Origin of the sequence: Neisseria polysaccharea, assembly GCF_963392925.1 — a bacterium.
Lineage (GTDB): Bacteria > Pseudomonadota > Gammaproteobacteria > Burkholderiales > Neisseriaceae > Neisseria > Neisseria polysaccharea.
In genome coordinates this window covers 25,783-47,017 of the sequence record NZ_CAUJNZ010000012.1, presented here as the reverse complement: position 1 = coordinate 47,017, position 21,235 = coordinate 25,783, and the positions used below count along the sequence as shown (strand labels likewise).

The window sequence follows — 21,235 nt, the reverse complement described above, 5'->3', positions numbered from 1 at the left end:
ACATTTTTCGCCACAGCAAACAATCCGCCGCCGACAACGGCATTTTCACAACACCTGCCGCCCGTATGCCGTCTGAAAATTGCCCATCTTCCCGATAAGCCTTAAAATGCACGCCGTCAAACCTACCGTCCGCCCGTACATGAGCCCATCCCCCTTTATCGAAATGAAAGACGTCGCCTTTGCGTATGGCGACCGCCCGATTCTGAACGACATCAATTTCAGTATTCCGCAAGGCAATTTTGCTGCCGTAATGGGCGGTTCGGGCAGCGGCAAAACCACGCTGATGCGACTGATTACAGGACAGATTCGTCCGCAGTCCGGGCAGGTTTTGATTGAAGGACGGGATTTGGCGGGCTTTTCGGCTGACGAGTTGTATGAACACCGCCGCCGTATGGGCGTATTGTTCCAACACGGCGCGCTGTTTACCGATTTGTCTGTATTTGACAATATTGCTTTTCCGATGCGCGAACTGACGCAGCTGCCGGAAGCGGTGATTCGAGATTTGGTTTTGTTGAAACTGAACGCGGTCGGTCTGCGCGGCGTGGAAAACCTGATGCCGTCCGAGTTGTCCGGTGGGATGTCGCGCCGCGTCGCGCTTGCCCGCACGATTGCGCTCGACCCTGAAATTATGTTGTACGACGAGCCGTTTACCGGCCTCGATCCGATTTCCTTGGGTGTGATTGCCCACTTGATCAGCCGCGTCAACAAGGCTTTGCGTTCGACCAGTATTATGGTAACGCACGACATTGAAAAATCTTTGGAAATCGTCGATCAGGTGATTTTCTTGGCGCACGGCGAAATTATGTTCTCCGGCTCACCGCAGGAAATGCGCGAACTGGATTCGCCTTGGGTGCGCCAGTTTGTCGGCGGGCTGGCAGACGGCCCCGTAGCATACCGTTATCCGGCGCAAACGTCGTTGCATCAGGACCTGTTGGGATAAATGAGTTGATGCCGTCTGAAACCGTTGAACTTTACATATAGAAATTTATGAATTTTATCCGTTCCGTCGGGGCAAAAACCCTCGGCTTTATTCAATCCCTCGGCAGTATTACGCTGTTTCTGCTGAACATTCTGGCGAAGTCCGGTACGGCTTTCGTCCGTCCGCGCCTGAGCGTGCGCCAAGTGTATTTTGCCGGCGTGCTGTCGGTGTTGATTGTTGCCGTTTCAGGGCTGTTTGTCGGCATGGTCTTGGGTTTGCAGGGCTATACGCAGCTGGCAAAATTCAAATCCGCCGATATTTTGGGCTATATGGTCGCGGCTTCGCTGTTGCGCGAGCTGGGTCCGGTATTGGCAGCGATTTTGTTTGCCAGCAGTGCGGGCGGTGCGATGACCAGCGAAATCGGTTTGATGAAAACGACCGAACAGCTCGAGGCGATGAACGTGATGGCGGTAAACCCTGTCGCCCGCGTGGTTGCGCCGCGCTTTTGGGCGGGCGTGTTTTCCATGCCGCTTTTGGCTTCGATTTTCAACGTGGCGGGCATTTTCGGCGCGTATTTGGTCGGTGTAACCTGGCTGGGCTTGGACAGCGGTATTTTCTGGTCGCAAATGCAGAACAACATCACGATACATTACGATGTAATCAACGGTCTGATTAAATCCGCTGCGTTCGGCATGGCGGTAACACTGATTGCCGTACATCAGGGCTTTCACTGCGTGCCGACTTCGGAAGGCATTTTGCGCGCCAGCACGCGCACGGTGGTTTCGTCCGCCCTGACGATTTTGGCGATTGACTTTGTGTTGACCGCGTGGATGTTTACAGATTAACAGGCCGTCTGAAAACGAAACAAAAAACATTTGAATATTCAAGGAACTTTAATGAAAAAGAATGTATTGGAATTTTGGGTCGGACTGTTTGTCCTGCTCGGCGTGGCGGCGGTTGCCTTTCTCGCTTTCCGCGTGGCGGGCGGCGCGGCGTTCGGCAATTCCGGCAAGACTTATACCGTATATGCCGATTTCAGCGACATCGGCGGTTTGAAGGCAAATGCGCCGATCAAATCCGCAGGCGTATTGGTCGGACGCGTTGGTTCCATCGAGCTTGACCCGAAATCCTATCAGGCGAAGGTCCGCCTCGATTTGGACAGCAAATATCAGTTCAGTAGCGACGTTTCTGCACAAATCCTGACTTCCGGCCTGTTGGGCGAACAATATATCGGCCTGCAACAAGGCGGCGACACCGAGAATCTTGCCGCAGGCGATACTATTTCCGTTACCAGCTCCGCCATGGTTCTGGAAAACCTAATCGGTAAATTCATGACCAGCTTCGCCGAGAAAAACGCGGCGGGCGGCGACGATACGGCAAAAGCCACCGAATAAACGTACACCATCATATTCAAACTAGGACACTTAATCATGAAAAAAACCTCTTTCATCAGCGCACTGAGCATCGGCATCTTGAGCATCAGCATGGCGGTTGCCGCCCCTGCCGACGCAGTAAACCAAATCCGTCAAAATGCCACTCAAGTATTGAGCATCTTAAAAAACGGCGATGCCAACACCGCCCGCCAAAAAGCCGAAGCATACGCAACCCCTTATTTCGATTTCCAACGCATGACCGCACTGGCGGTCGGCAACCCTTGGCGTACTGCGTCTGACACGCAAAAACAAGAGTTGACCAAAGAATTTCAAACCCTGCTGATCCGCACTTATTCCGGCACGATGCTGAAATTCAAAAACGCGACCGTCAACGTCAAAGACAATCCCATCGTCAATAAAGGCGGCAAGGAAATCGTCGTCCGCGCCGAAGTCGGCATCCCCGGTCAGAAGCCCGTCAATATGGACTTCACCACCTACCAAAGCGGCGGCAAATACCGTGCCTACAACGTCGCCATCGAAGGCGCGAGCCTGGTTACCGTGTACCGCAACCAATTCGGCGAAATCATCAAAGCGAAAGGCGTGGACGGACTGATTGCCGAGTTGAAGGCTAAAAACGGCAGCAAGTAATCCATAAGCCATGCCGCCAGTCTGAAGGCGGCATGGATTTTTTCCTACCGAACACTATGCATACAGAACTCAACAACGGAACACTGCACATCGGCGGCGACATCACTGTCAAAACCCTGACTAGGGACGCATTTGAGCGTTTCCGGCAACAATGCCGTCTGAAAGAAACCATTGCCGTCGATTTCGGCGGTGTCAAACGTGCCGATTCCGCCTGCGTGTCGCTGCTGCTCGAAGTGCTGCGCGGCTGCAAAGGCAGCGTCAGGCTGACCGGCATTCCCGAATCCGTGCGTGCGCTGTCCGAACTGTACGAAATCAAAGACTGGTTGAAATCATGAAAAAAACCGCCTACGCCGCCCTCCTGCTGATCGGGTTCGCTTCCGCCCCTGCATTTGCAGAAACCCGCCCCGCCGACCCGTATGAAGGCTACAACCGCGCCGTCAGCAGGTTTAACGACCGGGCCGACCGCTACATTTTTGCCCCTGCCGCGCGCGGCTACCGCAAAGTTGCGCCGAAACCCGTCCGCGCCGGCGTGTCCAATTTTTTTAACAACCTGCGCGACGTGGTCAGCTTCGGCAGCAATATCTTGCGCTTGGATATCAAACGCGCAAGCGAAGACCTTGTCCGTGTCGGCATCAACACCACTTTCGGTTTGGGCGGACTGATCGACATCGCCGGCGCGGGCGGCGTTCCCGACAATAAAAACACCTTGGGCGACACGTTTGCCTCGTGGGGATGGAAAAACAGCAATTATTTCGTGCTGCCCGTCTTAGGGCCGTCCACCGTCCGCGACGCGCTCGGCACGGGCATTACCTCCGTTTACCCGCCCAAGAATATCGTCTTCCGCACCCCCGCCGGGCGTTGGGGCACGGCTGCCGCCTCCGCCGTCAGTACGCGCGAAGGCCTGCTCGATTTGACCGACAGTCTGGACGAAGCCGCCATCGACAAATACAGCTACACGCGCGACCTCTATATGAAAGTCCGTGCGCGGCAGACCGGTGCAACACCTGCTGAAGGTACGGAAGATAACATCGACATCGACGAATTGGTCGAAAGTTCCGAAACCGGTGCGGCGGAAACTGCCGTTCAAGAAGATTCCGTATCCGAAACACAGGCAGAAGCAGCAGGGGAAGCCGAAACGCAACTTGGAACACAACCCTAAAGCCATGCCGTCTGAAAATCCGTGTTCAGACGGCATTCCCTTTCGTCGGAACGGACAGTCCGAAACCACAGATTGGGCTATAATCCCTTTTTTGCACATACCGCGCGACAGCAAAGGAAAAACCATGTACGAAGTCAACCGCAGCGTATTCGTCCTCATCCCCTTAGAACCCTTCTGGAACTGGCTGCAAACCCTGCCGGGCAACCACCTCGACGGACTGACCCTCGAAGACATCCAAGCCGATGCCAATTCCTACCTTGTCCGCCCGTGCGAAACTGCCGACGAAGTATGGGATGAAATCGAAGCGCGTTTCGAAGATATTTTCGCCGCCGAACTTGCCGACTGGTGCGAAGACGAGCGCGAGTGGCCCGCGCTCGATGCCGACATTTTCAACGAATGGTTCGACATCCAGCTTTCTACCGTCATCACCGACCTCGAACACGAACCGCTTGCCCGCGAAGCTTTCCAACCCATTAACCTGAACTGATGAAGCTGACCGTCCGCAATTACCATCTCGACGGTTACGGCCATGTCAACAATGCGCGCTACCTCGAATTCCTCGAGGAAGCGCGTTGGGCGTTTTTCGAGGAGCGCGGACTGCTGCATGAATTGTCAAACCTCATGCTCATTGTTGCCCGCATCGATATCCGTTACAGCCGCCCCGCCGTCGAAGGCGACGTATTGCAGTTTTCATGCCGTCTGAAAACCCCCGGCACGCGCCGTATCGTATTGACCCAAACCATTACGCTGCCGAACGGAAAAACTGCAGCCGAAGCCGATATCACCCTGATGCCGGTCAGCGCAAAAACACAGCGTACCGTCAGCCTCCCCGTTACACTCGCACACGCATTGGAAGACTTGTCCGAATGAAAAAAATACTCACTGCCGCCGCCGTCGTATTGGTCGGTATCCTTATTGCCGCCGTTCTGATTCCCGACAGCAAAACCGCTCCCGCATTTTCGCTGCCCGATATGAACGGCAAAACTGTTTCCAACGCCGACCTGCAAGGCAAAGTAACCCTGATTAATTTTTGGTTTCCCTCCTGTCCCGGTTGTGTGAGCGAAATGCCCAAAGTGATTAAAACGGCAAATGACTATAAAAACAAAAACTTCCAAGTCCTCGCCGTTGCACAACCTATCGATCCGATAGAAAGCGTCCGCCAATATGTCAAAGACTACGGTTTGCCGTTTACCGTCATGTATGATGCGGATAAAGCCGTCGGACAGGCGTTCGGCACACAGGTTTATCCAACTTCCGTCCTTATCGGCAAAAAAGGCGAAATCCTCAAAACCTATGTTGGCGAACCCGATTTCGGCAAACTCTACCAAGAAATCGATACCGCGCTAGCACAATAGCGATGCCGTCTGAAGCGCAAAAAAAGCAGGAACGATGTTCCTGTTTTTTTATAGTGGATTAACAAAAACCAGTACAGCGTTGCCTCGCCTTAGCTCAAAGAGAACGATTCTCTAAGGTGCTGAAGCACCAAGTAAATCATTTGTACTGTCTGCGGCTTCGTCGCCTTGTCCTGATTTTTGTTAATCCACTATAGATTATCCGCCTCGACACGTTCAGACGGCATTTAATCATCCAGCAGATTCTTTTTCACCACTGCCGGATTGCCTGCCGCCAAAGAGTAGGGCGGAATGTCTTTCGTTACTACGGAACCTGCACCGACAACCGAACCACGCCCGATGGTTACGCCAGCCATCACAATCACCCTGCGCCCCAGCCAGACATCGTCCTCCAACGTAATCGGACGGATTTCCGTGTAGCCCTCAAAACGTTTGTTTTCACGGTCAAACTTGTGGTTGCTTGAATAAAACAGACATTCCGGCCCCATCATCACATTCCTGCCGATTGTCAAACCACGGCAGATTTCACAGTTTACCCCGATACCGGAACCATCGCCCAAAACCGTATCCGGGAACACATAGGCACCGCGTTCGATATTGACCCCGCGTCCGATATGCGGAGAAACCTGCCGTGCCAGAAATACGCGTACGCTTTTGCCGATGATGCCGATGCCGCGCATATGAGACGGCGGCAATAGGGAACCGGCGAAGCGCAGCAGCAGGGAAAAAAACTTCACCCTCATAAAACCTCCTTCAGAGTAACCTTTTTGCATTTTATCGAATATACTCTTGACGTAACAACAGAAAATAGAGAGAATGTCGGACTTGTCTGTAGCATAGGTACATCCCCTATGCCCGCTTTTTTGAAAGGAAATCAAATGAAACAAGGTATTCACCCGAACTACCACGAAGTTAACGTTACCTGCTCCTGCGGCAACAAATTCGTAACCAAATCCGCGATGGAAAAAGAAAACTTCAATATCGAGGTTTGCTCCCTGTGCCACCCGTTCTACACCGGCACCCAAAAAATCGTCGATACCACCGGCCGCGTGGACAAATTTAACAACAAATTCGGCAACCTGTTCAAACGCTGATTGCCGCTTTGCAAGAATTAAGCCCTGCCATCATTTCGATGGCAGGGCTTTTTAATATTTGGCACACTGACTTCTTATCTATATAGTGGATTAACAAAAATCAGGACAAGGCGACGAAGCCGCAGACAGTACAGATAGTACGGAACCGATTCACTTGGTGCTTCAGCACCCTAAAGAATCGTTCTCTTTGAGCGAAGGCGAGGCAACGCCGTACTGGTTTTTGTTAATCCACTATATTTTGACGGGGTTGAAGTTGACATCTACAAAGTTTAATGTTTGAATACATTCAAAAATATATTTGAATGAGATGTTTTATGATTCAAAATGTTGTTACTTCAATAATCCTGTATTCTGGGACAGCCGTAGACTTACTTATTATCCTAATGTTATTTTTTGCCAAAAGAAAAAGCAGAAAAGACATCATTAACATCTATTTAGGACAATTTCTAGGCTCTGTTAGTCTGATATTGCTAAGTTTGCTTTTTGCATTTGTCTTAGATTATATTCCTAGTAAAGAGATTTTAGGTTTGCTCGGCTTTATTCCAATTTTCCTAGGCATCAAAGTTTTGCTTTTAGGAGATTCTGATGGAGAGTCTATTGCCAAAGAGGGTTTGCGCAAAGATAATAAAAACCTGATTTTTCTAGTCGCTATGATTACTTTTGCAAGTTGTGGCGCTGACAATATTGGTGTCTTTGTCCCATATTTTACTACCTTAAATTTAGCGAATTTAATAGTGGCTTTACTTACCTTTCTAGTCATGATTTATCTCTTGGTTTTTTCTGCCCAAAAATTGGCACAAGTCCCTTCTGTCGGAGAAACTTTGGAAAAATATAGCAGATGGTTTGTTGCCGTTGTTTATTTGGGATTGGGGATATATATCCTGATTGAAAACAACAGTTTTGATATGCTATGGACTGTGTCGGGTCAGGAAAAAATATTATGAAAAAGATAGTATCTGCAAAGACTGCCCCGTGCAGTCTTTTTTGTTGCCGGTCTTTTTTTGTCTGATGCCGTCTGAAGCAGTCTCTGCACGACCTTTGTGCGAATATTTGCTACACTTGGCAATCCGTCCATTTTTTCTCACGCTTATGCTGACCTATACCCCGCCCGATGCCCGCCCGCCCGCCAAAACCCACGAAAAACCGTGGCTGCTGATGCTGATGGCGTTTGCCTGGCTGTGGCCCGGCGTGTTTTCCCGCGATTTGTGGAATCCTGCCGAACCTGCCGTCTATACCGCCGTCGAAGCACTGGCAGGCAGCCCCACCCCCTTGGTTGCCCATCTGTTCGGTCAAACTGATTTCGGCATACCGCCCGTTTATCTTTGGGTTGCCGCCGCGTTCAAACATTTGCTGTCGCCGTGGGCTGCCGACCCATACGATGCCGCACGCTTTGCAGGCGTGTTTTTTGCCGTTGTCGGGCTGACTTCCTGCGGCTTTGCTGGCTTCAACTTTTTGGGCAGACACCACGGGCGCAGCGTCGTTCTGATTCTCATCGGCTGTATCGGGCTGATTCCGGTTGCCCATTTTCTCAATCCCGCAGCAGCCGCCTTTGCCGCCGCCGGACTGGTGCTGCACGGCTACTCGCTGGCACGCCGGCGCGTGATTGCCGCCTCTTTCTTGCTCGGTACGGGTTGGACGCTAATGTCGTTGGCAGCAGCTTATCCGGCAGCATTTGCCCTGATGCTGCCCTTGCCCGTGCTGATGTTTTTCCGTCCGTGGCAAAGCAGGCGTTTGATGTTGACGGCAGTCGCCTCGCTTGCCTTTGCCCTGCCGCTGATGACCGTTTACCCGCTGCTCTTGGCAAAAACGCAGCCCGCGCTGTTCGCGCAATGGCTCGACTATCACGTTTTCGGTACGTTCGGCGGCGTGCGGCACGTTCAGACGGCATTCAGTTTGTTTTACTATCTGAAAAACCTGCTTTGGTTTGCATTGCCTGCGCTGCCGCTGGCGGTTTGGACGGTATGCCGAACGCGCCTGTTTTCGACCGACTGGGGGATTTTGGGCATTGTCTGGATGCTTGCCGTTTTGGTGCTGCTTGCCGCCAATCCGCAGCGTTTTCAGGACAATCTCGTTTGGCTGCTGCCGCCGCTTGCCCTGTTCGGCGCGGCGCAACTGGACAGCCTGAGGCGCGGTGCGGCGGCGTTTGTCAACTGGTTCGGCATTATGGCGTTCGGACTGTTTGCCGTGTTCCTGTGGACGGGCTTTTTCGCCATGAATTACGGCTGGCCCGCCAAGCTTGCCGAACGCGCCGCCTACTTCAGCCCGTATTACGTTCCCGACATCGATCCCATTCCGATGGCGGTTGCCGTACTGTTCACACCCTTGTGGCTGTGGGCGATTACCCGCAAAAACATACGCGGCAGGCAGGCGGTTACCAACTGGGCGGCAGGCGTTACCCTGACCTGGGCTTTGCTGATGACGCTGTTCCTGCCGTGGCTGGACGCGGCGAAAAGCCACGCGCCCGTCGTCCGGAGTATGGAGGCATCGCTTTCCCCGGAATTAAAACGGGGGCTTTCAGACGGCATCGAGTGTATCGGCATAGACAGCGGCGACCTGCACACGCGGATTGTTTGGACGCAGTACGGCACATTGCCGCACCGCGTCGGCGATGTACAATGCCGCTACCGCATCGTCCGCCTGCCCCAAAATGCGGATGCGCCGCAAGGCTGGCAGACGGTCTGGCAGGGTGCGCGCCCGCGCAACAAAGACAGCAAGTTCGCACTGATACGGAAAATCGGGGAAAATATATTAAAAACAACAGATTGAACCGAGTTTCTGGATTAAGTGCCGGAAATTGCGTATAATTGCGCGATTAAACCTTTATATAGTGGATTAACAAAAATCAGGACAAGGCGACGAAGCCGCAGACAGTACAAATAGTACGGAACCGATTCACTTGGTGCTTCAGCACCTTAGAGAATCGTTCTCTTTGAGCTAAGGCGAGGCAACGCCGTACTGGTTTTTGTTAATCCACTATAAATCAGCCGTTTTGCAGGCATCACACAGGAGCGACAATTATTATGATGACCCTCTATTCCGGCATTACCTGCCCCTTCAGCCACCGCTGCCGCTTCGTTTTGTACGAAAAAGGTATGGATTTTGAAATCAAAGACGTCGATATTTACAATAAGCCCGAAGACCTCGCCGTCATGAACCCGTATAACCAAGTCCCCGTGCTGGTCGAGCGCGATTTGGTGCTGCACGAGTCCAACATCATCAACGAATACATTGACGAACGCTTCCCCCATCCGCAGCTTATGCCCGGCGATCCCGTTATGCGCGGCAGGGGCCGGCTGGTGCTGTACCGTATGGAAAAAGAATTGTTCAACCACGCCCAAGTTTTGGAAAACCCCGCCGCTACCAACAAGGAACAGGCAAAAGCGCGCGAAGCCATCGGCAACGGTCTGACCATGCTTGCCCCTTCGTTCAGCAAAAGCAAATACATCCTCGGCGAAGATTTTTCTATGATTGATGTCGCCCTGGCCCCGCTGCTGTGGCGGCTCGACCACTACGATGTCAAACTGGGCAAAAGTGCCGCGCCGCTGCTCAAATACGCCGAGCGCATCTTCCAGCGCGAAGCCTTTATCGAAGCACTGACACCCGCCGAAAAAGCCATGCGCAAATAAGCCCGGAATGCTTGCAAAACCCACCGTTTTGCAGGCATTTTCACATTCAGGCACACCACACGGAACCCATTATGCCCACCTCAACCAAACCCTATATTCTCCGCGCACTTTGCGAATGGTGCAGCGACAACAGCCTCACACCGCACATCCTTGTCTGGGTCAACGAACACACGCGCGTCCCCATGCAGTACGTCCGCGACAACGAAATTATGCTCAACATCGGTGCGACCGCCACGCAAAACCTTCAAATCGACAACGATTGGATCAGTTTTTCCGCCCGTTTCGGCGGGCAGGCGCACGATATATGGATACCTGTCGGACACGTCCTCAGCCTTTTCGCACGGGAGACCGGTGAAGGTATGGGGTTTGAATTGGAGAAGTACCGCCCCGATACGCCGCCTGAAAACACCTCTGCCGAAACCGCGCCCCGACCCGCCAAAAAAGGCTTGAAATTGGTCAAATAAATCTATGCCGTCTGAACGGAATCGTGTTTCAGACAGCATTTTGTCCGATGGGGCGCAAACGGAATCTGTTTATCGGCAAAACCCGTTTCGGCGTATCAAAACCGTGTTGCCCCTGCCGATTCGATATTGGGATATTGAAAATGCCGTCTGAACCTGCGATACGGGCTTCAGACGGCATTTTGTCCGATATTCGGGCAATCAGGCGGTCAGCACGGCTTTCAGGATTTTGTTGACTTCGCCCATATCGGCTTTGCCGGCGAGGCGGGTTTTCAATACGCCCATCACTTTGCCCATATCCGCCATACCTGCCGCGCCGGTTTCGGCAACGGCGGCATCGACCGCAGTACGGATTTCGCCGGTGGAAAGCATTTGGGGAAGGTAGCGGTGCAGTACCTCGATTTCGGCGTTTTCTTTGTCTGCCAAATCCTGACGGCCGGCTTCAGTGTAGATTTTCGCGCTGTCTTTGCGCTGTTTGACCATTTTGGTCAGGATGGCGGTGATTTTGGCATCGTCGGCTTCGGTGCGTTCGTCCACTTCAAACTGTTTGACGGCGGCGTTGATGAGGCGGATGGTGCCGAGGGAAACTTGGTCTTTGGCGCGCATCGCGGTTTTCATGTCTTCGGTAAGGCGGATTTTCAGGCTCATAATGTTCTCGCTGGGATGTCGGATGGAAACGGCGGGTTTCGATGCCGTCTGAAAAGCAAAACACACCGCAGAGCAGGTCTTGCGGTGTGTCCTCATATCACAGGGCTGACCTGTAATCTGTACTTGAACGTTTAGTACATTTTGGGCGGCAGCTGTTGGCTGCGCAGGCGTTTTTGCAGGCGTTTTACGGCTGCCGCTTTTTTGCGTTTGCGTTCGGTAGTCGGTTTTTCGTAGGCTTCGCGGGCGCGCAGCTCGGTCAGCAGGCCGGTTTTTTCTACGGCGCGTTTGAAACGGCGCATAGCGACTTCAAATGGTTCATTCTCTTTTACGCGGATTGCAGGCATTTTATTTCCTTTAATAAATTCGGTTGTTGCATCTGCCCATCATATCGGTGGAAAGGGTAGGGCAGACGGTGTTGAAGGTTTACCGTATCGCTGTGCCTTGCGGCGGCGGGATACGCGCCGTGACGGAAACATCACCTCCTAACGGGTCGGCTTGTGCCGTGTCAAGCTGCTTGAAAAAGCAGGAAAAACAATTTTCGGATTGTCTTATATTTATGGTTCGCCGTCAATGCCGTTCGGGATAAAAATGCCGTCTGAAAGACCGGGCGGGTTTCAGACGGCATCGGTACGTCAGCGTGCAGGAACGGTGCCCATACGCTGTTTGAGCGGGATGTGCGGCGCGCCGAAGAGGGAGGCGTAGTAGGCGGCATTGGTCATCACTTTTTTGACATAGTCGCGCGTTTCGGAAAACGGGATGGTTTCGGCATATACCGCGCCTTCGAGGGGCGTGTCCGCCTGCCATCGGCGCGCCCTGCCGGGGCCGGCGTTATAGCCTGCGGTGGCGAGAACTTCGTTGTTTTGCAGGCGGCGTTTGGTGTCCGCCATATACCACGTCCCCATACGGATATTACCGTCGGCGGTGTAAAGTTGTGCGGCATCCATACCGATTTTGCCGGCGATTTCGCGCGCGGTGGCAGGCATAACCTGCATCAGCCCCTGCGCGCCTACGCCGGATTGCGCGCCCATAACGAAACGGCTTTCCTGACGGATGAGCCCGTAAACCCACGCCGGATCGACATTAACATTTTGCGCGTGGCGGATTACCGTGTCTTTAAAGGGCGAAATATAGCGCAATGTGTAGTTGAGTTTGCGGTCGGTGCGTTCCGCGCTGTTGACTGCCATATCGTAAAAACCGTGGTCGAACGCGGTTTGCGCGGCGGTCAGCAGCTTGTCTTCGTCGAAGCCGCGTGTGGCAAAACGCCATTCTGCCTGAGCCTGACGGCGCATTTTCGCATCGCCGGTAGTTCGGCTGTTTTGGAATAGCACCAGCGCGCGTTTGACTGCACCGTCTTCCGCCATACGGAGGACGCTGTTTTTGCCGGCATCAGGCACATTGTTGCGCGTATCGATTTTGCGCCCCAACTCTTCCCCTGCCAGCACCGCATAAAAATTCCTGCCCGTCGCTGCCGCCTGTTTGTAAAGTTTTTCCGCCTCTTGCGTGTTGCCCGTTGCGGCGCGGCTGCGTGCCAGCCAGTAGAGCCAGGTCGGGCTTTTTTGCAGTTTTTCGGGCATATGCGAGATCACGGAGGCCAGCTCGTCCCAACGTCGGGCGCGCAAGGCGGCGCGGGCGTACCACTCGATCTGGTCGTCGGTCAGTTGTCTGCGGTCGGCAACTTTGCCGTAATAGTCCAAGGCGGCAGGCACATTGAGGTTTTGCGACTGATAATGCCCCAATACGCCCCACGCGAAACTGCGTTGTTCGGGGCTTAAACCGCTTTCCATTTCGGACAGCAGGGCGGCGGCATTCGGCGATTTGCGTGCTTCTTTGCCGATGACGTTCAACAGGGCATATTCGCGCGAACCTTGTGTACCGCCGTCAAACGGGCTGCCCAATGCGGCGGCAAGGTTGCGTGCGTCTGTGGTTTGGCGGCCGGCCAGCAGTCCGCGCACGCGCCTCCAGGCGTCGTTGCCGTCCAACAAGCCGGATGCGGCTGCCTGTTCCAACAGTTTGGTGCAGCCCGAAGGCAGTTTGCCCGTATTTTTGACCAGTTCGGCGGCACGCGTATAGTCGTTGCGGTTCGAATCGGCGTAGCATTCGACTTCTTGGGCGCGCCCTTCAGGTTTGAGTTTGGCATATTCCTGTGCAAACAGCGTCCACTGTTTGCGTGCGCCCAAAGACTTCAGCCACTCGTTGCGGACATTTTCCGCCATCGCACTGTCGCCGGCGTTTTCCAAATAGGCGGCGACAGCCGCATCGTTTTTCTGTTTCACTGCATCCAGTGCGGACGGGTAGCCGCCGTAATCTTCCAGTGTTTTTTCTTCAGGTTCGGCTGGGCGGGTGGGAACGCTTGCCGAAAGATCGGCAGTTTCTGCTTTGCCGGCTGGCGGTGTGTTTGTGGAAGAACACGCGGCAAGCACCAAGGCTGCCAGCAGCGGCAGGGAATGCTTCAGAGAGGGTAGGTACATCGGATTTCCTTAAGAATCTGAACCCTGAACGGTCAGGGTTGGAAAAGACAAAATGCCGTCTGAACAGGCGTTTGCCCGAATTATATGCCGAAACTGCACCACCTTTGGAATGTTTCCGACATAATTTATATTTTTCAATAATTTGCCGTTTGGGTGCGAACCGCTGCCTTTGCCCGTTTCAGACGGTATAGTGGATTAACAAAAATCAGGACAAGGCGACGAAGCCGCAGACAGTACAAATAGTACGGAACCGATTCACTTGGTGCTTGAGCACCTTAGAGAATCGTTCTCTTTGAGCTAAGGCGAGGCAACGCTGTACTGGTTTTTGTTAATCCACTATATTGTCCGAAATGGTTGCCCGCTTCCTGCTTTATTGACAAAAAAACGCTTTCCCGATAATATCCTACGAAAATTAACCTGCCGATTTGACACAGCTTGCGGGCATAACAGCTAAAGCGTTCCGACAATTTCAGCTTTATCTTCCGCGCCCGTTGTGTCCGACATCGGGCTTTGTTTTATGGAAAAGACAATGATTATTTTGGACAAGGTTTCCAAGCATTACCAAACGCGCGACAAGACCCGTTTTGCCGCCGTCGAGCCGACCAGCCTCGAAATCCGCGACGGCGAAATCTTCGGGCTGATGGGCTATTCCGGCGCGGGCAAATCCACTCTGCTGCGCCTGATTAACCTGTTGGAACGCCCCGACACGGGCAAGGTCAACGTCTGCGGACAAGAGCTGACCGCGCTCGATGCCGCCGCATTGCGCCGGGCGCGGCAGAATATCGGCATGGTGTTTCAGCAGTTCAACCTGTTGAACAACCGCACCGTCGCCGGTAACGTCGCCTTCCCATTGGAAATCGCCGGATGGCCGTCTGAAAAAATCAAAGAACGCGTTAAAGAATGCCTTGAAATCGTCGGCTTGACCGAACGCGCCAGCCACTATCCCGCCCAGCTTTCCGGCGGACAAAAACAGCGTGTCGGCATCGCCCGCGCGCTCGCGCCCAAACCCCAAGTCATCCTCGCCGACGAACCCACTTCCGCCCTCGACCCCGCCACCACGCGCAGCGTCTTGGAATGTTTGGAAGACATCAACAAACGCTTCAACGTAACCATCGTCATCGTAACCCACGAAATGAGCGTCATCAGACGACTGTGCGACCGCGCCGCCCTGTTGGATAAGGGAAAAGTCGTCGAAATCGTCGAAGTACGCGGCAACCAAATCCACGCCCGATCCGACATCGGGCGCGAACTGATTCGGGAGGACTGATATGGCAGACTTAACATTCCAACAAACCGTTTCCAACATCATCGGTATGAAAGGCGAAATCGTCCGCGCATTGGGCGAAACCTTCGTAATGGTCGGTTTGTCCACCACATTCGCCGTCGTTTTCGGCACGTTGCTGGGCGTGTTGCTCTTCGTAACCTCCAGCCGCCAACTGCATTACAACAAGCCGGTAAATTTCCTGCTCGACAACCTCGTCAACCTCATGCGCGCCTTCCCCTTCGTCATTTTGATGATTGCGATGATACCCGCCACACGCGCCATTGTCGGCAGCACCATCGGTCCGGTTGCCGCCTCGCTGGTATTGAGCGTGTCCGGTCTGTTTTACTTCGCCCGACTGGTGGAACAAAACCTGCGCGAAGTCCCCAAAGGCGTGATTGAAGCCGCCGCCGCGATGGGTGCGCCGCCGGTTGCTATCGTCCGCAAAGTCCTCTTGAACGAAGCGCGCGCGGGCATGGTTTCCAGCATTACCGTGCTTGCCATCGGACTTTTGTCATACAGCGCGGCGGCAGGAATGATAGGCGGCGGCGGCTTGGGCGACCTCGCCATCCGCTACGGCTACTACCGCTATCAAACTGAAGTCATTATTTTCATCGTCGCCATTCTCGTGCTGCTCGTTATCCTGATTCAAAGCATCGGCAACGCATTGGCGCGGAAACTCGACAAACGTTAAACCCGAATGCCGTCTGAAGCACAGATGAAGCAGGCCTTCAGGTCTGAGGACGATACGGCGGGGTGAAATATCCGCCGTACTGTTAAAAATGCTATAGAATCTTTTCTGCGGCAAATGCCGTCTGAATGTTAAACTATGACGGATTTATTGCCTGCAGCTTTAGTTTGAAACTTTCCCACATATCAGGAGATAACATGACAAACTTCTTCAAAACCCTTTCCGCCGCCACACTCGCGCTCATCCTCGCCGCCTGCGGCGGTCAAAAAGACAGCGCGCCCGCCGCATCCGCTTCTGCCGCCGCCGACAACGGCGCGGCGAAAAAAGAAATCGTCTTCGGCACGACCGTCGGCGACTTCGGCGATATGGTCAAAGAACAAATCCAACCCGAGCTGGAGAAAAAAGGCTACACCGTCAAATTGGTCGAGTTTACCGACTATGTGCGCCCGAATCTGGCATTGGCGGAGGGCGAGTTGGACATCAACGTCTTCCAACACAAACCCTATCTTGACGATTTCAAAAAAGAACATAATCTGGACATCACCGAAGCTTTCCAAGTGCCGACCGCGCCTTTGGGACTGTATCCGGGCAAGCTGAAATCGCTGGAAGAAGTCAAAGACGGCAGCACCGTATCCGCGCCCAACGACCCGTCCAACTTCGCACGCGCCTTGGTGATGCTGAACGAACTGGGTTGGATCAAACTCAAAGACGGCATCAATCCGCTGACCGCATCCAAAGCGGACATCGCCGAAAACCTGAAAAACATCAAAATCGTCGAGCTTGAAGCCGCGCAACTGCCGCGCAGCCGTGCCGACGTGGATTTTGCCGTCGTCAACGGCAACTACGCCATAAGCAGCGGCATGAAGCTGACCGAAGCCCTGTTCCAAGAACCGAGCTTTGCCTATGTCAACTGGTCTGCCGTCAAAACCGCCGACAAAGACAGCCAATGGCTTAAAGACGTAACCGAGGCCTACAACTCCGACGCGTTCAAAGCCTACGCGCACAAACGCTTCGAGGGCTACAAATACCCTGCCGCCTGGAATGAAGGCGCAGCCAAATAAGGCAGTCGTATAAAATGATGCCGTCTGAACCGCATTCCGTGTTCAGACGGCATTTTTGTCCTTTAATCCGCCATTCCCTGCCATTCCGCCGAATCCGGCGTATCGATTCCGAAAAGCGACAAAGCGTGTGCGACACTGTGCGCCACTATGTCGTCCGCCGTCTGCGGCTTGCGGTACATCGCCGGCACGGGCGGAAACACCACGCCGCCCATTTCCGTTACCCGCTTCATATTGTCCAAATGGGCAAGGTTCAGCGGCGTTTCGCGCACCATCAGCACCAGCCGCCGCCTTTCCTTCAAAACCACATCCGCCGCACGCGTCAAGAGGTTGTCGCCGAAGCCGTGCGCGACCGAGGCAAGCGTCCGCATCGAACAGGGGGCGACCAGCATCCCGTCCGTTTTAAACGTACCGCTGGCAATGCACGCCCCGATATTGCCGATCGGATGCACGAAGTCCGCCAAGGCATATACTTCGTCTCTCGCATAAGCCGTTTCCGAAGCGCGCGCCATCTCCGCGCCTTTCGATACCACAAGGTGCGTTTCGACATCTTGCGCGCGCAAAAGTTCCAAAGCCTTCACGCCGTATTGGAAACCGCTCGCCCCGCTGATGCCGATTATCAAACGCCGTACCATCATCCGCCTTTCCCATAAAACCGCCTGCAACGGCAAACCGGCTATTATAGTGAAAAAACAGAAATCCGATAAACACGGATACAAATTGTCGGCAACACCCAATATCCGATAAAATACCCGATTTAACATCCTATCTGAATAGGCACGGGAGGGCGGTATGGCAAAAGTAAAAGGCGGATTGGGGCGCGGCTTGGATTCGCTGCTCGCCAACGGCGCGGACAACAGCAGCGGCGACCGATTGACCACGGTTGCGGTTAAAGATATCCGGCCCGGCCGCTATCAGGCGCGTGTTCAAATCGATGACGAAGCCTTGCAGGAACTGGCAGATTCGATTAAGGCGCAAGGCGTGATACAGCCCGTCATCGTGCGCGAACACGGACTGTCCCGATACGAACTGATTGCAGGCGAACGCCGTTGGCGCGCCGCACAGATTGCCGGTCTGTCCGAAATCCCTGCCGTTATCAAAACCATCAGCGACGAAACTGCGTTGGCAATGGGTTTGATCGAAAACCTCCAGCGCGAAAACCTCAACCCCATCGAAGAAGCACAAGGCTTGAAACGCCTTGCCGACGAGTTCGGGCTGACCCACGAAACCATCGCCCAAGCCGTCGGTAAAAGCCGAAGCGCGATTTCCAACAGCCTGCGCCTTTTAAGCCTGCCCGAACCCGTGCAGGAAATGCTTTACCAACGCCGCCTCGAAATGGGGCACGCCCGCGCACTGCTGACCCTGCCCGTCGTCGAACAGCTCGAGTTGGCGCAAAAGGCCGTCAAAAACGGCTGGTCGGTGCGCGAAGTCGAACGCCGCAGCCAGGCCGCTCTTCAAAACAAACGCCCCGAGCCCAAAAAAACTGCCGCCGCCGACATCGGCCGCCTGAATGATTTGCTGACTGAAAAACTGGGTGTTAACGCCGAAATCAAAACCGCCAACCATAAAAAAGGCAGAATCATCCTGCATTTCGACACGCCCGAAACCTTCGACCACATCTTGAAGCAGTTGGGAATAGATTACCTGCCTTAATTTTGCAGGATATGCCGTCTGAAACATAAAACGTAAAGAAATTCGGACAAACTTTCCAATAATCTGTAATTATATGTAATGTGTGTTAGAATGACACCTGCCGCCGTTATTCAGGCGGCGGGTGCGGCGGATTGGAGTACGTTGTTTCACAAAGATTAACTGTCGCTTGACGTAATAAGGCTTCTAAATTATATTAGCCGCGCCTCAAATCCGAGGCGGAAACATTCCCTTTATGAAGCAGATTATCATCCTACAATCCGCCGTATTGTCCATATGCGCCGCAGTTGCCTTTGCCGTATGGGGTTTTGCCGGATTCCTTTCGGCGGTCGGGGGCGGTTTGTCCTACCTGCTTCCCACGTTTGTTGCAGTTTTACTTTTAAAACTTTTCAGGGGAAACCCCTTCCTGCAAAGCAGGATGTTCGTCTTCGGAGAGATTTTAAAAGTAGTGCTGTCGCTGTTGTCTATGCTTGCCGTATTTGCAATATGGCATCAATCGCTGGTGTTCGCCCCGTTTCTGATGGGGCTGCTCGGTGTCAGCCATTTGGTTTTTTTAGTATTGTTGAGAGTGAAAGATTATGGCAGGTGAAACCATTACCGCTGCCGACTACATCAAGCACCACTTGCAGAGCTTGACCAGTTTGTCGGATGTTACTCAGGGTCAGGGACTGAAAAACATTGCTGATTTTTCGTTTATTAACCTTGATGCCGTCTTTTTTGCCGTCCTGTTGGGCGTAATCGGCAGCTTCCTGTTGTGGCGCGGTGCAAAAAAAGCGACGGCAGGCGTTCCCGGACGTTTTCAGGCCGCCGTGGAAATCTTGTTCGAGTTTGTGGACGATATGTGTAAGAGCATCATTCACAATGAAAAGTCTAGAAAAGCCGTCGCGCCGTTGGGTCTGACGCTGTTTGTCTGGATTTTCCTGATGAACGCGATGGATATGCTGCCGGTCGATTTGCTGCCGATGGTATGGCAGGGCATTACCGGCAATCATCACGCTCTGCTGCGTGTCGTACCGACTGCCGATTTGAACACCACTTTGGCACTCGCTGTCGGCGTGTTGCTGATTTGTATCTATTACAACATCAAAATCAAAGGATTGGGCGGATGGTTTCACGAGCTGTTCAGTGCGCCGTTCGGTGCAAAACTCGCACCTGCGAACTTTCTGTTGAATTTGGTCGAGTTTCTTTCTAAAACCGTATCACACGGTATGCGGTTGTTCGGCAATATGTATGCGGGCGAATTGGTATTCTTGCTGATAGCCTTGCTTGGTGGTGCTTGGGCGGCTTCCGGCAGCGTTGAAGCAATGGATCCGATTTTGTTCGTCTTCCACATTATTGCCGGATTGGCGTGGGCGATTTTCCATATTTTGGTTATTACCCTGCAGGCGTTTATTTTTATGGCATTGGCGTTTGTCTATATCGGACAGGCACATGATGCGCACTGATTTTCCTAAGTAGTTTGTTTTTGTAGTTTAACCTTTGTTTCTTTAAGGAGTTTAAAATGGGTTTGATTGCTATCGCATGTGGTTTGATTGTTGCTCTGGGTGCATTGGGTGCCTCTATCGGTATCGCAATGGTTGGTTCTAAATATTTGGAGTCTTCTGCTCGCCAACCTGAACTGATCGGTCCGCTGCAAACCAAGCTGTTCTTGATTGCCGGTTTGATTGATGCGGCCTTCTTGATCGGTGTGGCTATTGCCCTGTTGTTCGCCTTCGTTAACCCGTTTGGTACTGGTGCTGCGTAATCAAGGCGGAGAAATCCGTTCAGATACAGGCTTACCGTCTGTTTGATTAACCCAGATACGAAGGTTAAGTAACGTGAATATTAATGCAACCTTATTTGCGCAAATCCTAGTTTTCTTTGGCTTGGTTTGGTTTACGATGAAATTCGTATGGCCTCCGATTGCCAAAGCATTGGATGAGCGTGCTGCAAAAATCGCCGAGGGCTTGGCTGCTGCCGAGCGCGGTAAGAGCGATTTTGAGCAAGCAGAGAAAAAAGTTGCAGAACTTATGGCCGAAGGGCGTCATCAGGTAACCGAAATGGTTGCCAACGCCGAAAAACGTGCTGCAAAAATTGTAGAAGAAGCCAAAGAGCAAGCTTCTCATGAAGCAGCACGCATTGCAGCCCAAGCAAAAGCTGATGTAGAGCAAGAAGTTAACCGTGCACGCGAAGTGTTGCGCGAACAGGTTGCTTCATTGGCTGTTAAAGGTGCGGAATCTATCCTGCGTAAAGAAGTCGATGCTTCCAAACATGCAGATCTGCTCAGTGCCTTAAAACAGGAGCTGTAATCTTATGGCAGAGTTCGCAACGATTGCCAGACCTTATGCGAAAGCATTGTTTAGTCTGGCTCAGGAAAAAAACCAAATCGAGTCTTGGTTGGGCGAACTGAAAGAACTCGCAGCGGTTGTTCAGGATGAGAAAGTCATTGCTTTCATCGAGCAGCCGGAAACGGGAGCTTCCGAAAAGGCAGAAACGCTCAAAGGTCTTGTCGGTATCAAAAATGTCGAATTGGCAAATTTTATTACCGTTTTGGCCGAGCAAAAGCGTTTGCTGGTATTGCCGGAAATTTATGCCCAATATCAAGATTTGACCTTGATACACAACAATACGAAATCGGCAGTAATTTACAGCGCGTATGAGCTCAGTTCTCAGCAGCTGGCCGATGTTACCGATATCCTGACAAAACGCTTCAATAGCAAATTGGATGTGGTAACTAAAGTTGCCCCTGAATTAATCGGCGGCATCAAAGTAGAAGTGGGTGATCAGGTCTTGGATTTGTCCGTACAAGGCAAACTGAATGCTTTGTATGCGACTATGACAAATTAGG

General features: G+C 52.8%; 29 protein-coding genes. 23 read left to right on the top strand and 6 right to left on the bottom strand.

What is annotated here, in order from left to right; all coding sequences use genetic code 11:
- Positions 1 to 139 precede the first annotated feature (139 nt).
- The 9 genes from RDY34_RS08385 to RDY34_RS08345 all read left to right on the top strand — a co-directional run bounded on the left by RDY34_RS08385 (position 140) and on the right by RDY34_RS08345 (position 5,454).
- Positions 140 to 940, top strand: a complete 801-nt coding sequence (locus RDY34_RS08385; RefSeq protein ID WP_071197968.1) for an ABC transporter ATP-binding protein — start codon at positions 140 to 142, stop codon at positions 938 to 940.
- A gap of 47 nt (positions 941 to 987) precedes the next feature.
- Positions 988 to 1,764 carry a lipid asymmetry maintenance ABC transporter permease subunit MlaE gene (mlaE, locus tag RDY34_RS08380; protein WP_304676486.1) on the top strand — a complete coding sequence of 259 codons (777 nt, stop codon included), beginning with the start codon at positions 988 to 990 and terminating at the stop codon, positions 1,762 to 1,764.
- A gap of 51 nt (positions 1,765 to 1,815) precedes the next feature.
- Complete coding sequence (gene mlaD / locus RDY34_RS08375; RefSeq protein ID WP_308074493.1) at positions 1,816 to 2,313, top strand: outer membrane lipid asymmetry maintenance protein MlaD; 498 nt, start codon at positions 1,816 to 1,818, stop codon at positions 2,311 to 2,313.
- A gap of 36 nt (positions 2,314 to 2,349) precedes the next feature.
- Entirely contained in the window at positions 2,350 to 2,940 is a 591-nt protein-coding gene (locus tag RDY34_RS08370) for an MlaC/ttg2D family ABC transporter substrate-binding protein (protein ID WP_308074494.1), read from the top strand.
- A 56-nt stretch (positions 2,941 to 2,996) separates the two neighbouring features.
- Positions 2,997 to 3,275, top strand: a complete 279-nt coding sequence (locus RDY34_RS08365) for an STAS domain-containing protein (protein WP_025456702.1) — start codon at positions 2,997 to 2,999, stop codon at positions 3,273 to 3,275.
- The gene (locus tag RDY34_RS08360; RefSeq protein ID WP_003750944.1) at positions 3,272 to 4,099 is read left to right on the top strand and encodes an MlaA family lipoprotein; all 828 of its coding nucleotides are present in this window, start codon (positions 3,272 to 3,274) and stop codon (positions 4,097 to 4,099) included. Before RDY34_RS08365 ends, RDY34_RS08360 begins: the two co-directional genes overlap by 4 nt.
- Before the next feature lie 124 nt (positions 4,100 to 4,223).
- Positions 4,224 to 4,586: a hypothetical protein gene (locus RDY34_RS08355; RefSeq protein ID WP_002229974.1), complete on the top strand. Its 363-nt coding sequence runs from the start codon at positions 4,224 to 4,226 to the stop codon at positions 4,584 to 4,586.
- A complete protein-coding gene (locus RDY34_RS08350; protein WP_003750947.1) occupies positions 4,586 to 4,969 on the top strand; it encodes an acyl-CoA thioesterase in 384 nt (127 codons plus the stop codon). The genes RDY34_RS08355 and RDY34_RS08350 overlap by 1 nt, the downstream gene beginning before the upstream one ends.
- Positions 4,966 to 5,454, top strand: coding sequence for a peroxiredoxin family protein (locus tag RDY34_RS08345; protein WP_003750949.1), 489 nt, complete (start codon positions 4,966 to 4,968; stop codon positions 5,452 to 5,454). Before RDY34_RS08350 ends, RDY34_RS08345 begins: the two co-directional genes overlap by 4 nt.
- A 224-nt stretch (positions 5,455 to 5,678) precedes the next feature.
- Here RDY34_RS08345 and RDY34_RS08340 read toward each other — a convergent pair whose 3' ends face one another.
- Positions 5,679 to 6,194, bottom strand: coding sequence for an acyltransferase (locus RDY34_RS08340; RefSeq protein WP_308075188.1), 516 nt, complete (start codon positions 6,192 to 6,194; stop codon positions 5,679 to 5,681).
- A 135-nt stretch (positions 6,195 to 6,329) separates the two neighbouring features.
- Here RDY34_RS08340 and rpmE point away from each other — a divergent pair, with 135 nt between their 5' ends.
- From rpmE to RDY34_RS08315, 5 genes are all read left to right on the top strand, one after another.
- Entirely contained in the window at positions 6,330 to 6,545 is a 216-nt protein-coding gene (gene rpmE, locus RDY34_RS08335) for a 50S ribosomal protein L31 (RefSeq protein ID WP_003713538.1), read from the top strand.
- 314 nt (positions 6,546 to 6,859) lie between these two features.
- Positions 6,860 to 7,489, top strand: coding sequence for a CadD family cadmium resistance transporter (locus RDY34_RS08330; RefSeq protein ID WP_308074496.1), 630 nt, complete (start codon positions 6,860 to 6,862; stop codon positions 7,487 to 7,489).
- Positions 7,490 to 7,634: 145 nt separating this feature from the next.
- Positions 7,635 to 9,311: an ArnT family glycosyltransferase gene (locus tag RDY34_RS08325; RefSeq protein ID WP_308074516.1), complete on the top strand. Its 1,677-nt coding sequence runs from the start codon at positions 7,635 to 7,637 to the stop codon at positions 9,309 to 9,311.
- A 254-nt stretch (positions 9,312 to 9,565) separates the two neighbouring features.
- Positions 9,566 to 10,171, top strand: a complete 606-nt coding sequence (locus RDY34_RS08320) for a glutathione S-transferase N-terminal domain-containing protein (protein ID WP_003750963.1) — start codon at positions 9,566 to 9,568, stop codon at positions 10,169 to 10,171.
- A 71-nt stretch (positions 10,172 to 10,242) separates the two neighbouring features.
- Entirely contained in the window at positions 10,243 to 10,635 is a 393-nt protein-coding gene (locus RDY34_RS08315; protein WP_002241990.1) for a ClpXP protease specificity-enhancing factor, read from the top strand.
- A 28-nt stretch (positions 10,636 to 10,663) separates the two neighbouring features.
- Here the strand turns inward: RDY34_RS08315 and RDY34_RS08310 are convergent, their stop codons facing one another.
- The 4 genes from RDY34_RS08310 to ltgA form a co-directional block, all read right to left on the bottom strand.
- Complete coding sequence (locus tag RDY34_RS08310) at positions 10,664 to 10,813, bottom strand: hypothetical protein (protein ID WP_009345481.1); 150 nt, start codon at positions 10,811 to 10,813, stop codon at positions 10,664 to 10,666.
- A gap of 20 nt (positions 10,814 to 10,833) precedes the next feature.
- On the bottom strand, positions 10,834 to 11,280 hold the full coding sequence (locus tag RDY34_RS08305; protein WP_002259436.1) for a GatB/YqeY domain-containing protein: 447 nt from the start codon (positions 11,278 to 11,280) through the stop codon (positions 10,834 to 10,836).
- Between the two features lie 131 nt (positions 11,281 to 11,411).
- Positions 11,412 to 11,624, bottom strand: a complete 213-nt coding sequence (gene rpsU, locus RDY34_RS08300) for a 30S ribosomal protein S21 (RefSeq protein ID WP_002214819.1) — start codon at positions 11,622 to 11,624, stop codon at positions 11,412 to 11,414.
- Between the two features lie 288 nt (positions 11,625 to 11,912).
- Positions 11,913 to 13,748: a lytic transglycosylase LtgA gene (ltgA, locus tag RDY34_RS08295; RefSeq protein WP_003750972.1), complete on the bottom strand. Its 1,836-nt coding sequence runs from the start codon at positions 13,746 to 13,748 to the stop codon at positions 11,913 to 11,915.
- Between the two features lie 529 nt (positions 13,749 to 14,277).
- On the opposite strand from ltgA, the gene RDY34_RS08290 reads away from it, so the two are divergent.
- From RDY34_RS08290 to RDY34_RS08280, 3 genes are all read left to right on the top strand, one after another.
- Positions 14,278 to 15,015 (top strand): methionine ABC transporter ATP-binding protein, encoded by a 738-nt coding sequence (locus tag RDY34_RS08290; protein ID WP_025457632.1) that lies wholly within the window; start codon positions 14,278 to 14,280, stop codon positions 15,013 to 15,015.
- A 1-nt stretch (position 15,016) separates the two neighbouring features.
- The gene (locus RDY34_RS08285; protein WP_308073880.1) at positions 15,017 to 15,703 is read left to right on the top strand and encodes a methionine ABC transporter permease; all 687 of its coding nucleotides are present in this window, start codon (positions 15,017 to 15,019) and stop codon (positions 15,701 to 15,703) included.
- 194 nt (positions 15,704 to 15,897) lie between these two features.
- A complete protein-coding gene (locus RDY34_RS08280; RefSeq protein WP_308074497.1) occupies positions 15,898 to 16,761 on the top strand; it encodes a MetQ/NlpA family ABC transporter substrate-binding protein in 864 nt (287 codons plus the stop codon).
- A 62-nt stretch (positions 16,762 to 16,823) separates the two neighbouring features.
- Here the strand turns inward: RDY34_RS08280 and RDY34_RS08275 are convergent, their stop codons facing one another.
- Positions 16,824 to 17,393 (bottom strand): UbiX family flavin prenyltransferase, encoded by a 570-nt coding sequence (locus tag RDY34_RS08275; RefSeq protein ID WP_002225832.1) that lies wholly within the window; start codon positions 17,391 to 17,393, stop codon positions 16,824 to 16,826.
- A gap of 157 nt (positions 17,394 to 17,550) precedes the next feature.
- On the opposite strand from RDY34_RS08275, the gene RDY34_RS08270 reads away from it, so the two are divergent.
- The 6 genes from RDY34_RS08270 to RDY34_RS08245 all read left to right on the top strand — a co-directional run bounded on the left by RDY34_RS08270 (position 17,551) and on the right by RDY34_RS08245 (position 21,234).
- Positions 17,551 to 18,411: a ParB/RepB/Spo0J family partition protein gene (locus RDY34_RS08270; RefSeq protein ID WP_003708453.1), complete on the top strand. Its 861-nt coding sequence runs from the start codon at positions 17,551 to 17,553 to the stop codon at positions 18,409 to 18,411.
- Positions 18,412 to 18,643: 232 nt separating this feature from the next.
- Positions 18,644 to 18,997, top strand: a complete 354-nt coding sequence (locus RDY34_RS08265) for an ATP synthase subunit I (protein WP_002214803.1) — start codon at positions 18,644 to 18,646, stop codon at positions 18,995 to 18,997.
- The gene (gene atpB, locus RDY34_RS08260) at positions 18,987 to 19,853 is read left to right on the top strand and encodes a F0F1 ATP synthase subunit A (RefSeq protein WP_003708450.1); all 867 of its coding nucleotides are present in this window, start codon (positions 18,987 to 18,989) and stop codon (positions 19,851 to 19,853) included. The genes RDY34_RS08265 and atpB overlap by 11 nt, the downstream gene beginning before the upstream one ends.
- 56 nt (positions 19,854 to 19,909) lie before the next feature.
- The gene (gene atpE, locus RDY34_RS08255) at positions 19,910 to 20,152 is read left to right on the top strand and encodes a F0F1 ATP synthase subunit C (RefSeq protein ID WP_003708448.1); all 243 of its coding nucleotides are present in this window, start codon (positions 19,910 to 19,912) and stop codon (positions 20,150 to 20,152) included.
- 73 nt (positions 20,153 to 20,225) lie between these two features.
- Positions 20,226 to 20,696: a F0F1 ATP synthase subunit B gene (locus tag RDY34_RS08250; protein ID WP_003676108.1), complete on the top strand. Its 471-nt coding sequence runs from the start codon at positions 20,226 to 20,228 to the stop codon at positions 20,694 to 20,696.
- A 4-nt stretch (positions 20,697 to 20,700) separates the two neighbouring features.
- On the top strand, positions 20,701 to 21,234 hold the full coding sequence (locus RDY34_RS08245; RefSeq protein ID WP_003683778.1) for a F0F1 ATP synthase subunit delta: 534 nt from the start codon (positions 20,701 to 20,703) through the stop codon (positions 21,232 to 21,234).
- Position 21,235: the final 1 nt, after the last annotated feature.

Excerpts from the sequence above, each read along its gene's own strand:
- RDY34_RS08385 (WP_071197968.1), top strand. The coding sequence starts at position 140 with ATGAGCCCATCCCCCTTTATCGAAATGAAAGACGTCGCCTTTGCGTAT.
- mlaE (WP_304676486.1), top strand. The coding sequence starts at position 988 with ATGAATTTTATCCGTTCCGTCGGGGCAAAAACCCTCGGCTTTATTCAA.
- mlaD (WP_308074493.1), top strand. The coding sequence starts at position 1,816 with ATGAAAAAGAATGTATTGGAATTTTGGGTCGGACTGTTTGTCCTGCTC.
- RDY34_RS08370 (WP_308074494.1), top strand. The coding sequence starts at position 2,350 with ATGAAAAAAACCTCTTTCATCAGCGCACTGAGCATCGGCATCTTGAGC.
- RDY34_RS08365 (WP_025456702.1), top strand. The coding sequence starts at position 2,997 with ATGCATACAGAACTCAACAACGGAACACTGCACATCGGCGGCGACATC.
- RDY34_RS08360 (WP_003750944.1), top strand. The coding sequence starts at position 3,272 with ATGAAAAAAACCGCCTACGCCGCCCTCCTGCTGATCGGGTTCGCTTCC.
- RDY34_RS08355 (WP_002229974.1), top strand. The coding sequence starts at position 4,224 with ATGTACGAAGTCAACCGCAGCGTATTCGTCCTCATCCCCTTAGAACCC.
- RDY34_RS08350 (WP_003750947.1), top strand. The coding sequence starts at position 4,586 with ATGAAGCTGACCGTCCGCAATTACCATCTCGACGGTTACGGCCATGTC.
- RDY34_RS08345 (WP_003750949.1), top strand. The coding sequence starts at position 4,966 with ATGAAAAAAATACTCACTGCCGCCGCCGTCGTATTGGTCGGTATCCTT.
- RDY34_RS08340 (WP_308075188.1), bottom strand. The coding sequence starts at position 6,194 with ATGAGGGTGAAGTTTTTTTCCCTGCTGCTGCGCTTCGCCGGTTCCCTA.
- rpmE (WP_003713538.1), top strand. The coding sequence starts at position 6,330 with ATGAAACAAGGTATTCACCCGAACTACCACGAAGTTAACGTTACCTGC.
- RDY34_RS08330 (WP_308074496.1), top strand. The coding sequence starts at position 6,860 with ATGATTCAAAATGTTGTTACTTCAATAATCCTGTATTCTGGGACAGCC.
- RDY34_RS08325 (WP_308074516.1), top strand. The coding sequence starts at position 7,635 with ATGCTGACCTATACCCCGCCCGATGCCCGCCCGCCCGCCAAAACCCAC.
- RDY34_RS08320 (WP_003750963.1), top strand. The coding sequence starts at position 9,566 with ATGATGACCCTCTATTCCGGCATTACCTGCCCCTTCAGCCACCGCTGC.
- RDY34_RS08315 (WP_002241990.1), top strand. The coding sequence starts at position 10,243 with ATGCCCACCTCAACCAAACCCTATATTCTCCGCGCACTTTGCGAATGG.
- RDY34_RS08310 (WP_009345481.1), bottom strand. The coding sequence starts at position 10,813 with ATGCCGTCTGAAGCCCGTATCGCAGGTTCAGACGGCATTTTCAATATC.
- RDY34_RS08305 (WP_002259436.1), bottom strand. The coding sequence starts at position 11,280 with ATGAGCCTGAAAATCCGCCTTACCGAAGACATGAAAACCGCGATGCGC.
- rpsU (WP_002214819.1), bottom strand. The coding sequence starts at position 11,624 with ATGCCTGCAATCCGCGTAAAAGAGAATGAACCATTTGAAGTCGCTATG.
- ltgA (WP_003750972.1), bottom strand. The coding sequence starts at position 13,748 with ATGTACCTACCCTCTCTGAAGCATTCCCTGCCGCTGCTGGCAGCCTTG.
- RDY34_RS08290 (WP_025457632.1), top strand. The coding sequence starts at position 14,278 with ATGATTATTTTGGACAAGGTTTCCAAGCATTACCAAACGCGCGACAAG.
- RDY34_RS08285 (WP_308073880.1), top strand. The coding sequence starts at position 15,017 with ATGGCAGACTTAACATTCCAACAAACCGTTTCCAACATCATCGGTATG.
- RDY34_RS08280 (WP_308074497.1), top strand. The coding sequence starts at position 15,898 with ATGACAAACTTCTTCAAAACCCTTTCCGCCGCCACACTCGCGCTCATC.
- RDY34_RS08275 (WP_002225832.1), bottom strand. The coding sequence starts at position 17,393 with ATGGTACGGCGTTTGATAATCGGCATCAGCGGGGCGAGCGGTTTCCAA.
- RDY34_RS08270 (WP_003708453.1), top strand. The coding sequence starts at position 17,551 with ATGGCAAAAGTAAAAGGCGGATTGGGGCGCGGCTTGGATTCGCTGCTC.
- RDY34_RS08265 (WP_002214803.1), top strand. The coding sequence starts at position 18,644 with ATGAAGCAGATTATCATCCTACAATCCGCCGTATTGTCCATATGCGCC.
- atpB (WP_003708450.1), top strand. The coding sequence starts at position 18,987 with ATGGCAGGTGAAACCATTACCGCTGCCGACTACATCAAGCACCACTTG.
- atpE (WP_003708448.1), top strand. The coding sequence starts at position 19,910 with ATGGGTTTGATTGCTATCGCATGTGGTTTGATTGTTGCTCTGGGTGCA.
- RDY34_RS08245 (WP_003683778.1), top strand. The coding sequence starts at position 20,701 with ATGGCAGAGTTCGCAACGATTGCCAGACCTTATGCGAAAGCATTGTTT.